This is a genomic window from Leptothrix ochracea (assembly GCF_041083635.1).
GTDB lineage: Bacteria > Pseudomonadota > Gammaproteobacteria > Burkholderiales > Burkholderiaceae_C > Sphaerotilus > Sphaerotilus ochraceus.
Map to the genome: position 1 here is coordinate 38,535 of NZ_JBFPHB010000016.1, position 12,371 is coordinate 50,905.

The following is a 12,371-nucleotide window of genomic DNA, read 5'->3' on the forward strand; positions in this document are numbered from 1 at the left end:
CCATGAAAAATGTAATACAAATTAATAAACATCCATCATTGAAGATGGTTGTCATCAATTGCCTATTGATGGTATTTTTGACGTTTGCTGGCGATGCTATTGCACAGGATAAAGATCCAGCATCACTTGTGTATCGTCTTTACAAAGACTACGCTTGGGAGGCCATATTCTATTCGTCAAATGATGTTAAAAAACATCTTGGAAATCGCCTTGTACTCCAGTCAAAAGATGAACTGTCAAAGTATTTTGATGATGATTTGTTGTTGCTTCTTATGGGCGAGAGTGATTGCGTAAGAAAAAATGTAGGTGAACTTTGTAGGTTAGAGTTTAATCCAATTTTTTCATCGCAAGATCCTATGGTGTCTGATTTGACTATAAAGCCAGTTGGATTAAAAAAAGTGGAAGTTACTTATAAATACCCATCAAACAATCAGAAGATAACCATTAATTATTTGATGAAGCAAACCAAAAGTGGGTGGCTTATCAGTGATATTGAGTATGTGATGTACAACACATCCCTCAAGAAAATTCTTGGTCCAAATGTTGCCAAGTGAAATGCAACACCCCCATCGACCGAGGCCGTATGGCGAGTGCGACCAACGTAGGAGTGACGACGAGCTGAAAACTCACCATCCCGTTCGCCCTGAGCTTGTCGAAGGGCCGACACCGAGCGTGGGTTTCGATAGGCTCAACCCGAACGGATGGATCTGGCTGGGTGACCAACCCGTGGCCTCGGTCAGCCAAGCCCGTACGCGCAGCGGTGCGACGTTGGCGGTGCAAACCCGTGTGGGCTACTCGGACACCCGCATGGGGGCTGCGATGCGCCACGCTGCGCATGACCTTGGTGCGCAAAAGGCCGACAAGAAACTGCCCGAACTGTTCATGGCGCTGACGCGCTGAAGGTTGAAGGCGGCCCTCACCCCACCATCCCGTTCGCCCTGAGCTTGTCGAAGGGCGGGTGCTGTGTGGGGGGGTCCTTGCTGTGTATCTTTGGTGACATCGTGCGAGTTCCTGAGATGTGTCCGGTCGCAGAGGGACCGAAACGGCGACACTTGCGGCCATGTTGAAGCCGAGCTATGCCACCCCTGTTGCGACCGATGCTGTGTTGAGTGTTTTGGGGCGTCTCCACCATCCGGTGTGGGTGTTTGATATCGATCGCTCCAAAGTGGTCTGGGCCAATGCGGGAGCTTTGGAGGTTTGGCATGCCGAGTCGCTGGCGGTGTTGAGCGCGCGCGATATGGCCACCGATATGTCGGAGTCGGTGGCGCATCGGTTGCGGCAGTTTCAGCAAGATTTCATCCGCCATGACGCGCGGTTTTCTGAGATCTGGACGCTCTATCCCAAGGGGCTGCCGCGCACCCTGCGGGTGATGTTCAGCGGCATGCAGATGCTGGACGGCCGCATGGCGATGCTTTGCGAGGGTTTGGGCGAGCAGCAGGGGGATCCGGAAACCTTGCGCAGTGCCGAAGCCTTGTTGCACACCACGGTGATGATTTCGCTCTTTGAGCGCCACGGCGACGTGCTGTATCGCAACCCGGCGGCGCGTGATGCCGTCTCCGATCCGACCGAGGCCTTGCCAGCGCATTTTGCGGAGGCCCAAGATCTGCAAGCGCTGCTCGACGACGTGCAGCGCGTTGGCCAAGGTCGGCGTATCGCGCGCGTTAAAACCAGCCGAGGTGAGTGCTGGCACGAGATTGCGGCCCGGGCTTGCCATGACGCCGTGACCGGCGGTGAGGCGGTGCTGTTCAGCGAAGTGGATATCAGTGAGCTCAAGCAGACCGAGGCTAGAGCGCATTACCAGTCGCTGCATGATCCGCTCACCGGTTTGCCGAATCGGCATTTCGTGGCGCAGGGTTTCCAGGCGCGTTTGGATGAGTTGCGCGCACGCGGCCACCAAGCCGCCTTGATGTTCATCGATCTGGACCGCTTCAAGGATGTCAACGACTCCTTGGGTCACGCTGCGGGGGATGCGCTTTTGATGCGGGTGGCGGAGCGGCTGCGCGTCGAGGTGCGCAGCGAAGGTCTGGTGGCTCGCCTTGGTGGGGATGAGTTTTTGGTGCTGGTCTCGGCCCCGGACATGGCGACCGAGGCTGAAGTCCTGAGTGAGCGGCTGCTGAGTGCCCTTTCCGGGACGGTTCAGCTTGACGAAGCGACGGTGCGGGTCACGCCGTCGATTGGGGTGTGCTTGTTCCCGCGTGACGGTGAAGACATGGACGCGCTGATGCGTCATGCCGATTTGGCGATGTATCTGGCCAAGGATCAAGGACGCCACCGGGTGGCCTTTTTCATGCCGGCCTTGAATACCGCGGTCCAGACCCGTTTGGCGCTGGAAAACGAGTTGCGTCAGGCCTTGCAGCAACAAGAGTTTGAGGTGTTCTATCAACCCCGGCTCGACGTGGCCACCGGCAGGCTGATGGGTGCGGAAGCCTTGGTGCGCTGGCGGCACCCCGAACGGGGGCTGGTCGATCCGGGGGAGTTCATTCCAGCCTGCGAAGACAGTGGGCAGATCAGCAAGTTGGGGGCTTGGGTGCTGGAGCAAGCCGCCCGTCAGCAACTGCATTGGCGTCAGCGCGGCTGGGCGCTGAACGTGTCGGTGAATTTGTCACCCTGCCAGTTTGCCGATCCCGCCTTGCTGCAAGGCATCCAAACCATCGTGCGTGAGACCGGTTGCAATCCGCAGGAGATGGAGCTGGAGATCACCGAATCGGTGCTGCTTGGGCACGATGAACACACTGTGCAGGTGCTCAACGCTTTGCGCGACATGGGCTTTGGGATCTCGATCGACGACTTCGGCACGGGCTATTCCAACTTGGCCTACTTGCGCCACTACCCGATCACGGTGCTCAAGATTGACCGCAGTTTTGTCGATGAGCACAGCCAAGCACGACCGATCACCGGGCTGATCGTGACCCTATCCCGGGCGCTGGGTTTGCGGGTCGTGGCGGAAGGGGTGGAAACCGTCGAGCAGCTCGACTGGCTGCGTACCCAAGGTTGCGACGAGTTTCAGGGCTTTTTGGTCAGCCCGCCGTTGTCCGTGACGGCGTTTGAGGGCTTGCTCAAGGCCTGTCACCCCCATCCTTCCGTGGGGGCGGTGGTGTCTTGGGTGCCGCCTATGCCGTGCGGGCATCCTGCATCAGGTGGGCCATGGCCGGTCCAATGAGCGGGGCATTGCCACTGGCCACTGCCTGCGCCAAGGCGACGACATCACCCAACACCATGATGGCTTTGTCGAGGTCTTGGACCGTCTTGATGAAGCCGTGAGCGCTGGCGGTGGCGTCGATGATGTCGCTCAAAGGCACGCTGGATTCGCCCAAAAGTTCTTCGATGGCCGCCAAGCGCAGCTTCGAGGCGGCGCTGCCCAAGGCTTGCACCTGAGCCATCAGGCTCTGTGCTTCTTGGGGGGTACGGGCGGCATCCACCGGAACTTGTTCGGCCAAGTCATCCCAGTGCTGGGCGAGTTGTTTCAAGGCATCAGGATCTGGGTTCATGGTGGGGACGGTGTCTGGGGTGTGAGTGGTGTGATGGGCGCGATGGCCGGCGTGGCGGGGCACAGGGCGTGCAGGGCGCTGCTGGCTGCGTCCAGCTCCTTGCGGGTTTCTGCCAAGGCGTGCAGGGTGTCTTTCAGGGCCTGGGGGTCATCCATGGCCAAGGCCTGCCGGATGGCTTCGTGGTCTTGACGAATCTTGACCAAGCTCGCCGCGTAGGTGTCTAGGCTGGCCAGCTCGGATTGGTAACTGCGCTGCACCCGCAGGATTTCTCGCCGACCCCAGAATTTGTCGCTCAGATCACCTCCTGGGGCCATGGCGCAACGCAAGAACTGCACCGCTTGAATGCGCTCGCCGTTGACTTCATCGCGATACAGCGCGCCGAGTTTTTGCAGCAGCCCGATGAGCCGATCCACATCGGCGTGGGTTTGCGCCATCAAATCCCGGATTTTTTCTTGGCGATAGCCTTCCAAGGCTCGACCGAGCAAGGCTCCCATGCTGTGCAGGGCGGCTTCCTCGGCCGGGCTGACATTCACGCCCAGGTGCTTGACGTTGTCGAGCGAACGATCGAGCGTTTGCGCCGGTTTGGGGCTGTGGTTCGAAGCCAGTTCACCCAAAGCGCCGAAGTATTGGCCCAAGGTGTCATGGACGGCGGCGGCTTGCTTGAAGGCGGCGTCGTATTCGGCTTGCGGTGGACGACTGCTGCGGCCGATGCTGCACGGATCACCCTCAAGCCGTTGTGCTAGCAGCCGGGTTTCCGACTCATGCCAGCGCACCAGCGGGGCTTTGTTCTCAAGGACGGCCCCGGCCGAAGCCGAGTAGTCGCTGATGGCCTGAAGATTCACGCAGCCGGTCAGGCCGCTCAGCAGCCCCAAGGCGCTGATGAGGCCGAGCACGCTCAGGGTTTGCCGCATGCGTGGCCCAGGGGTCAACAAAACAAGCATGGACATGTCTCTCCGAAGCGCCGAAAGGCGAGGACTCAACTCAGCGGCAATAACCAGCGCCGATCATGTTCGGCCAGATAGCCTTCGCCTTCTTCCAGTATGAAGTAGCGCAGGGCTTCGGCGGCCGGAGAAAGATTCTTCGATTGCAAATGCACCACATTCCACGTGCGCATGATCGGGCTGCCCTCGACATGCACCAGCGAAATCAAACCGCTTTGCAGCTCCAGTCCCAAGGTGTGCAGCGACAGAAAACTCAGGCCCATGCCGGCCATCACCGCTTGCTTGATGGTTTCGTTGCTGGGCATCTCCATACCGATGCGCAGGTCGCGGCGCTGCTCCTGATAGAAGCGTTCCAGCGCGGCCCGGGTGCCTGAAGCGGGTTCGCGCACGATGAAGGGATAGGGCTCCAAGGCTGCCAAGGGTGGATGGCCGATCTGCATGACCGGGTGATCGGGGGGGGCGATGAAGACCAGCGGGTGCGCGGCAAAGGGCTCGGTGCGGGTGGCCAGTTCCTTGGGCGGGCGGCCCATGATGGCCAGATCGACCTCGCCGTTGTGCAGCAGGGCCACGAGTTGCTCGCGGTTGCCGACTTGCATTTGCACATCCACCCCTGGATGCTCGACGCGAAAGCGCGCCAACAGCCGTGGCACAAAGTATTTGGCGGTGCTGACCATGCCGATGGTCAGCAGGCCGGTTTCGAGGCGCCGAAACCGGGCCATGGCGTTGTCGGCGTCCTTGAGCATGGCCAGCATGCGCTTGGCGTGGACGAGAAAATACTCGCCCGCTGTGGTCAAGGTGATCTTGCGGCCCTGACGATCAAACACCGGCAGATCAATGGCCGTTTCCAGTTCCTTGATTTGCATCGTCACTGCCGGCGGCGTAAGGTGCAAAGCTTCGGCAGCGCGGGCGAAGCTGAGGTGTCGCGCCACTTCAACAAAGGTGCGCAGTTGCCGAAAAGTCACGTTCTTCATCAACGACGCCATAGGAGTAATGCTTCAGTGAATTTGAATCGAAAGCCAACTATTCGTGAATTTACCTTAAATGACACTGGTTCTACAGTTCGACATCCCATCTTGGCTGAATCTAAGGTTGACCCTATGTACCGCATTGCCCCGAGCATTCTTTCTGCTGACTTTGCCCGTCTGGGTGAAGAAGTTCGTACGGTGCTGGCGGCGGGGGCGGACTGGATTCACTTTGACGTGATGGACAACCATTACGTGCCGAACCTGACCATCGGCCCGGGCGTGGCCAAGGCGATCAAGCCGCATTGCGTCAAGCCCGATGGCACGCCGGCCACGCTGGACGTGCATCTGATGGTGGCGCCGGTCGATGCCCTGGCCCAAGGCTTCATCGAAGCTGGCGCTGACGTGATCACCTTCCACCCGGAGGCCTCGGCCCACGTGGATCGCACGCTGCAAATCATTCGCGCTGGCGGCTGCAAGGCCGGGCTGGTGTTCAACCCGGCCACGCCGCTGGATGTGCTGGAATGGGTGATCGACAAGGTCGATGTCGTGTTGATCATGAGCGTCAACCCCGGTTTTGGCGGTCAGAGCTTCATCGACAGCGCCCTGCGCAAGACCGAAGCCGCTCGCAAAATCATCGACGCGTCGGGCCGTGACATCCGCTTGGAAGTGGACGGCGGTGTGAAGGTGGACAACATCCGCCGCGTGGCTGACGCCGGTGCTGACACCTTTGTGGCAGGCAGCGCGATCTACGGTCAGAAGGACTACAAGGTTGTGATCGACGCCATGCGTGCTGAATTGGCGCGCTGACATGGGTGCCCGCGTCTTGGGCTGAATCGAATTTTTGAAGAGAACGAGGAGACAGACAACATGAACCACACCGATCTGGAAGCGTGGCTGGCGGCTCAGCAACCGGCTGTTGCCGACGTGCTGCGCCACTTGGCCCAAGCCTGCGTCAAGATCTCGCGCGCTTGTTCGCGCGGGGCCATTGCTGGCGAAGGCGGTCAAAGCACCCACGGTGCGGTCGGCGAGGTCAATGTTCAGGGTGAAAACCAGCAAAAGCTGGACGTCTACTCGGACGAATGCATGGCGGAAGCCTTGGCACAGTGTTCGGCGGTGGCCGGCTGGGCCAGCGAAGAGTTGGAGCACCCCACGGTGTCGCCCAACCACGCCACGACAGGGCGCTACTTGGCGGTGTTCGATCCGCTCGACGGGTCGTCCAACATCGACGCCAACATCTCGGTGGGCACGATTTTCTCGGTGCTGCCGCACATGTTTGCCGGTGCTGAGCCGACCGAAGCCGCTTTCATGCAGCCGGGTCGTCGTCAAGTTGCTGCGGGCTACGCGCTTTACGGCCCAGCCACGGTGCTGGTGCTGAGTACCGGTAACGGTATTGAGTTCTTCACCCTTGATCCGGTCTCCAGCAACTGGCTGCATACCCGCTCAGGCGTGCAGATCCGCACCACGACCAGCGAATTCGCCATCAACACCTCGAACCAACGCTTCTGGGAAAAGCCCATCCAGCGTTATGTCTCGGAGTGCGTGGCTGGCGACACCGGTCCGCGTGCGCGCAACTTCAACATGCGCTGGGTGGCCAGCATGGTGGCTGAAGTGCATCGCATCATGACCCGTGGCGGGGTGTTCCTCTATCCGCGTGACACCAAAGAGCCGCGCAAGCCGGGCCGTCTGCGCCTGATGTACGAAGCGTCGCCCATGGCCTATCTGATGGAGCAAGCCGGTGCCAAGGCGGTGACTGGCACCATGGATTTGCTCGACGTGGTGCCCGATACCTTGCACCAACGTGTGCCGGTGATCATTGGCTCCAGCGATGAAGTGGAACGAATTGTCGGTTACTACACGGATCCGAGCGAAAACGTCTCGCATCAGCTGTTCCGCCATCGTTCGCTGTTCGTCCAGCCGCATCCCTGAACTGGCTTTGCCTTGACCCGAGCCCGAGCTTTGTGACGGCTCGGGTGTGCTGCGCACTGCGTGGCCGGGCGCGTCTCCCCTTTGTTTCCTTTTCCAAGCAATTCCTGAGGTCCCCATGTCCAAGAAACATCCGATCATCGCGGTCACTGGTTCCAGCGGCGCTGGTACATCCACGGTCAAGCGCGTCTTCGACAACATCTTCCGTCGTGACGGTGTGACCCCGGCGGTCATCGAAGGGGATGCGTTCCATCGCTATGGACGCAAGGACATGAAGGTCCAAGTGGCTGAAGCTGAAAAGACCGGCAAGTCGCTGAGTCACTTCGGTCCGGAAAGCAACGAATGGGCCATCTTGGAAGATCAGTTCCGCTCCTACGGCTCGACCGGCCGCTGCAAGACCCGCTTTTATCTGCACAACGATCAAGAAGCCAAGCCTTACAACCAAGAACCCGGCACCTTCACGCCGTGGGTCGATACCAAGCCCGATACCGATCTGCTGTTCTATGAAGGCCTGCATGGCTGCGTCAAGACGGCTGACGTGGACTTGGTGCGTCACGCCGACTTGAAGATTGGCGTGGTGCCGATCATCAACTTGGAATGGATCCAGAAGCTGCACCGCGACACCAAAGAGCGTGGCTACTCGACCGAAGCTGTGTCGGACACCATCTTGCGCCGCATGCACGACTACGTGCACTACATCTGCCCGCAGTTCGGCGAAACCGACATCAACTTCCAGCGCGTGCCGGTGGTCGATACCTCGAACCCCTTCATCGCCCGTGACATCCCCACCGCTGGCGAAAGCATGACGGTGATTCGCTTCAAGAACCCCAAGGGGATTGACTTCCCGTACCTGCTGTCGATGATTCACGACTCGTTCATGAGCCGCGCCAACACCATCGTGGTGCCGGGCGGCAAGATGGACATCGCTATGCAGCTGATCCTGACGCCCATGATCCAACGCATGATGGACATCCGTCGTGCTCAGATGTCCTGATATCTTGACGTCTTGAGATCCTGAGGCGCCGTTTTCGGCTGCTGATCGATTGATTTCCGAGTTCGAGTTGTCTGAATTTGCAGGAGTATTTTTTGATGAAGAATTCCAAGTTGATGGCCAATGCCATCCGTGCGCTGGCCATGGACGGCGTGCAAAAGGCCAATTCCGGTCACCCGGGCGCCCCGATGGGCATGGCTGAAATGGCGGTGGCGCTGTGGTCGCAGCACCTCAAGCACGACCCGAGCCATCCGCACTGGGCCGACCGCGACCGCTTCGTGTTGTCGAACGGCCACGGCTCGATGTTGATCTACGCGTTGTTGCATCTGACGGGCTACGACCTGACGATCGACGACTTGAAGAACTTCCGCCAAATGGGCAGCCGCACTGCCGGTCACCCGGAAGTGGGTTTGACCCCGGGCGTGGAAACCACCACCGGCCCGCTGGGTCAAGGCATCTCCAACGCCGTGGGCTTTGCCTTGGCCGAAGAGCTGCTGGCGCGCGAATTCAATCGTCCCGGCCATGACATCGTGGACCACTACACCTACACCTTCTTGGGTGACGGTTGCATGATGGAAGGCATCAGCCACGAAGTCGCTTCGCTGGCGGGTGTGTGGGGCTTGAACAAGCTCATCGCTCTGTACGACGACAACGGCATCTCCATCGACGGTCCGGTGGAAGGCTGGTTTGCCGATGACACCCCGGCGCGTTTCCGCGCCTACGGCTGGAACGTGATCCCGGCGGTGGACGGCCACAACGCGGCTGCCGTCTCGGCGGCCATCGCCTTGGCGCGCAGCAGCTTGAAGCCCACGCTGATTTGCTGCCGCACGCACATCGGTAAGGGTTCGCCCAACCGCGCCAACACCTCCAAGGCGCACGGCGAGCCGCTCGGCAACGCTGAAATCGCCCTGACCCGCGAAGCCATCGGCTGGCCTTATGGTCCGTTCGAAATCCCGGCCGACGTGGCTGCTTTGTGGGATTGCCGCGCCAAGGGTGCGGCGGCCAGCGCTGAATGGCAAACCCGTTTCGAGGCTTATCGCGCCGAGTACCCCGAGCTGGCCGCTGAATTCGAGCGCCGCATCAAGGGTGATCTGCCGACCAACTACGCCGAAACCTTGGCCGCTGCCATGGCTGAATTCGGTCACTCGACCGAAAACATCGCCAGCCGCAAGGCCTCGCAAAAGGCCCTCGCCACCTTGGCGCCACGCATTCCTGAAATGCTCGGCGGCTCGGCGGACTTGACCGGCTCGAACCTGACTGACTTCCCGAACTGCGGTGCCATCGTCGCCAGCACGATGCTCAACGACCAAGCCGGTGGCCGTCACATCCACTACGGTGTGCGTGAATTCGGCATGGCCGCGATCATGAACGGTGTGGCCCTGCACGGTGGTTTCATCCCCTACGGCGGTACCTTCCTGACCTTCTCGGACTACAGCCGTAACGCCATCCGCATGTCGGCGCTGATGAAGCAACGCGTCATCCATGTCTTCACCCACGACTCCATCGGTCTGGGCGAAGACGGCCCGACCCACCAGCCGGTGGAACACGCTGCCACGCTGCGTCTGATCCCGGGTCTGGACGTTTGGCGTCCGGGCGATGCGGCTGAAACCGCCATCGCTTGGGTGCACTCGATCGAACAGCGCAATCGCCCCAGCGCCTTGCTGCTCTCGCGCCAAAACCTGCCGCCGCAAACGCGCAGCGACGCCCAAGTGGCCCAGATCCGCCAAGGCGGCTACGTGTTGTCGGACCGCGAAGGCGCCCGCGCCGTGATTCTGGCCACGGGCTCCGAAGTGGGTCTGGCGATGGCAGCGCAGAAGGTCCTCGACGGCCAAGGCGTGCCGGTGCGGGTGGTTTCGATCCCCTCGACCTCGGTCTTTGACCGTCAAGACGCGGCCTATCGCAACAGCGTTTTGGGGGGCAGCTTGCCGCGCGTCTCGGTGGAAGCTGGCGTCAGCCGCTTCTGGGGCCAGTACGGTTGCTCGGCGTCGCTGGGCATCGACACCTACGGCGAGTCGGCACCGGCTCCGCTGGTGTTCGAGCACTTCGGCTTCACGGCTGAGAACCTGGCCAAGATGGTCGTGGCGCAACTGCCGGCAGCGGCCTAAGTCATGCGAAGCTTCGACGCGCTCACTTTCGATCTCGACGGCACGCTGGTCGAGACCAATGGGGAAATCGCCGAGGCGGTGAACCGCACCCTGATGGATTTGGGGTTGCCGGTTCGCTCGCTGGAAGAGATCACCGCGCTGATCGGCAACGGTTTGCACGAGTTGATGATCAAGCTGCGTTTGCGCTTGATCAGCGAACGCCCCGAACTTGAAGCAAGCTTGCGCGTCGAAGACGTGCTGGCGCGTCTGGACGCCCATTACGCCCAGACCGTCGGCACCACCGGCCAGCCGTATCCCGGCTGTGTCGATGCGCTGACTCGGTTGCGTGCGGCGGGCGTCAAGCTCGCTTGCGTCACCAACAAAGAAGGGCGCTACGCCGAGCGCGTGCTGCAAGCGGCGGGTATTGACGCTTGGTTTGATCTCTTGATCGCCGGTGACACCTTGGCGCACAAGAAGCCGCACGCCTCGGTGCTGCGCTACGCCTCCGACACCTTGGGTGTGCCGGTCGAACGCATGATCCACGTGGGTGATTCACGCACCGATGTGGACGCGGCGCGCAACGCTGGTGTCTTGGCGTGGACCGTGCCCTACGGCTACAACGCGGGTGAGCCCGTGGCGCTTTGCAACCCAGATCGCATGTTTGAGCGCCTCGACGAGGTGGCGGACGTGGTTCTGGCGGCCTGAGCGGCCCGGCTTTTGTTCCTGAGTCCCTCTTTTTCTTTCGAATTTTTCGGTATCCGATCATGAAAATTCTTCGTCTCCAGGAATTGGTCGAACAAGGCCAAGTGGCCGGCAAGCGTGTGTTCATCCGCGCCGACCTGAACGTGCCCCAAGACGACGCGGGCAACATCACCGAAGACACCCGTATTCGCGCCTCCATCCCCTGCATCGAATTGGCCCTCAAGGCGGGTGCGGCGGTGATGGTGACTTCGCACTTGGGTCGTCCGACCGAAGGTGAATTCAAGCCCGCTGATTCGCTGGCGCCCGTGGCCAAGCGCATGGGCGAACTGATGGGTCGCGAGATCCCGGTGGTCGCCAACTGGACCGACGGCGTTGACGTCGCTGCCGGTCAGCTGGTGATGCTGGAAAACTGCCGTCTGAACAAGGGCGAGAAGAAGAACAACGAAGCACTGGCGAAGAAGATGGCCGCTTTGTGCGACATCTTTGTCCACGACGCCTTCGGCACCTCGCACCGCGCGGAAGCTTCGACCTACGGCATCGCCCAGTTCGCCCCCATCGCTTGCGCCGGCCCCCTCTTGGCCGCTGAAATCGACGCGATCTCCAAGGCTTTGGCCAACCCGAAGCGTCCGCTGGTCGCCATCGTGGCGGGCTCCAAGGTCTCGACCAAGCTGACCATCCTCAAGGCCTTGTCGGCCAATGTGGACGGCCTGATCGTCGGGGGTGGCATCGCCAACACCTTCATGCTGGCAGCCGGTCTGAAGATCGGTAAGTCGCTGGCTGAAGCTGATTTGGTGGGCGAAGCCAAGGCCGTGATCGAAGCGATGGCCGCCCGGGGCGCCGAAGTGCCGATTCCCGTCGATGTGGTTTGCGCCAAGCGTTTTGCCCCGGACGCGGAAGCGACCGTCAAGGCGGCCACCGACGTGGCTGACGACGATCTGATTCTGGACATCGGGCCCAAGACCGCTGCCATCTTGGCGGCCAAGCTCAAGGCTGCCGGCACCATCGTCTGGAACGGCCCGGTGGGCGTGTTCGAGTTCGACGCCTTTGCCAATGGCACGGAAACTGTCGCTCGTGCGGTCGCCGAAAGCTCGGCCTTCAGCATCGCTGGCGGGGGTGACACCTTGGCCGCGATTGCCAAGTACGGCATCGACAAAGACGTTGGCTACATCTCGACCGGCGGCGGCGCTTTCTTGGAAGTGCTCGAAGGCAAGACCTTGCCCGCCTTTGAGATCCTGACCAAGCGCGCTGCTGGTTGATCACGTTTTTCACGATTTACA

12 protein-coding genes are annotated in these 12,371 nt (G+C 60.7%); 9 read left to right on the plus strand and 3 right to left on the minus strand.

All coding sequences use genetic code 11. The annotated features are described in order from the left end of the window. Positions 1 to 2 precede the first annotated feature (2 nt). The 3 genes from AB3X39_RS07615 to AB3X39_RS07625 all read left to right on the plus strand — a co-directional run bounded on the left by AB3X39_RS07615 (position 3) and on the right by AB3X39_RS07625 (position 3,160). Complete coding sequence (locus AB3X39_RS07615) at positions 3 to 554, plus strand: hypothetical protein (RefSeq protein ID WP_369416758.1); 552 nt, start codon at positions 3 to 5, stop codon at positions 552 to 554. A 118-nt stretch (positions 555 to 672) separates the two neighbouring features. Next, a complete protein-coding gene (locus AB3X39_RS07620) occupies positions 673 to 900 on the plus strand; it encodes a hypothetical protein (protein WP_369416759.1) in 228 nt (75 codons plus the stop codon). Between the two features lie 160 nt (positions 901 to 1,060). Next, on the plus strand, positions 1,061 to 3,160 hold the full coding sequence (locus AB3X39_RS07625) for a putative bifunctional diguanylate cyclase/phosphodiesterase (protein WP_369416760.1): 2,100 nt from the start codon (positions 1,061 to 1,063) through the stop codon (positions 3,158 to 3,160). Here the strand turns inward: AB3X39_RS07625 and AB3X39_RS07630 are convergent. Genes AB3X39_RS07630 through AB3X39_RS07640 form a run of 3 tightly spaced genes read right to left on the minus strand, consistent with a single transcriptional unit; the run spans position 3,111 to position 5,400 of the window. Further along, positions 3,111 to 3,488: a hypothetical protein gene (locus AB3X39_RS07630; protein WP_369416761.1), complete on the minus strand. Its 378-nt coding sequence runs from the start codon at positions 3,486 to 3,488 to the stop codon at positions 3,111 to 3,113. The genes AB3X39_RS07625 and AB3X39_RS07630 overlap by 50 nt on opposite strands. Continuing rightward, positions 3,485 to 4,429: a hypothetical protein gene (locus tag AB3X39_RS07635; RefSeq protein ID WP_369416762.1), complete on the minus strand. Its 945-nt coding sequence runs from the start codon at positions 4,427 to 4,429 to the stop codon at positions 3,485 to 3,487. Before AB3X39_RS07635 ends, AB3X39_RS07630 begins: the two co-directional genes overlap by 4 nt. A 35-nt stretch (positions 4,430 to 4,464) precedes the next feature. Further along, positions 4,465 to 5,400: a LysR family transcriptional regulator gene (locus tag AB3X39_RS07640; RefSeq protein ID WP_369416809.1), complete on the minus strand. Its 936-nt coding sequence runs from the start codon at positions 5,398 to 5,400 to the stop codon at positions 4,465 to 4,467. Between the two features lie 126 nt (positions 5,401 to 5,526). Here AB3X39_RS07640 and rpe point away from each other — a divergent pair, with 126 nt between their 5' ends. From rpe to AB3X39_RS07670, 6 genes are all read left to right on the plus strand, one after another. Continuing rightward, positions 5,527 to 6,201: a ribulose-phosphate 3-epimerase gene (gene rpe / locus AB3X39_RS07645; RefSeq protein WP_369416763.1), complete on the plus strand. Its 675-nt coding sequence runs from the start codon at positions 5,527 to 5,529 to the stop codon at positions 6,199 to 6,201. A gap of 60 nt (positions 6,202 to 6,261) precedes the next feature. Next, positions 6,262 to 7,320, plus strand: coding sequence for a class 1 fructose-bisphosphatase (locus AB3X39_RS07650; RefSeq protein WP_369416764.1), 1,059 nt, complete (start codon positions 6,262 to 6,264; stop codon positions 7,318 to 7,320). Positions 7,321 to 7,435: 115 nt separating this feature from the next. Next, entirely contained in the window at positions 7,436 to 8,311 is an 876-nt protein-coding gene (locus tag AB3X39_RS07655) for a phosphoribulokinase (RefSeq protein WP_369416765.1), read from the plus strand. A gap of 95 nt (positions 8,312 to 8,406) precedes the next feature. Further along, positions 8,407 to 10,413: a transketolase gene (gene tkt, locus AB3X39_RS07660; protein WP_369416766.1), complete on the plus strand. Its 2,007-nt coding sequence runs from the start codon at positions 8,407 to 8,409 to the stop codon at positions 10,411 to 10,413. 3 nt (positions 10,414 to 10,416) lie between these two features. Beyond that, complete coding sequence (gph, locus tag AB3X39_RS07665) at positions 10,417 to 11,097, plus strand: phosphoglycolate phosphatase (RefSeq protein WP_369416767.1); 681 nt, start codon at positions 10,417 to 10,419, stop codon at positions 11,095 to 11,097. Between the two features lie 59 nt (positions 11,098 to 11,156). Continuing rightward, on the plus strand, positions 11,157 to 12,350 hold the full coding sequence (locus AB3X39_RS07670; RefSeq protein WP_369416768.1) for a phosphoglycerate kinase: 1,194 nt from the start codon (positions 11,157 to 11,159) through the stop codon (positions 12,348 to 12,350). Positions 12,351 to 12,371 lie beyond the last annotated feature (21 nt).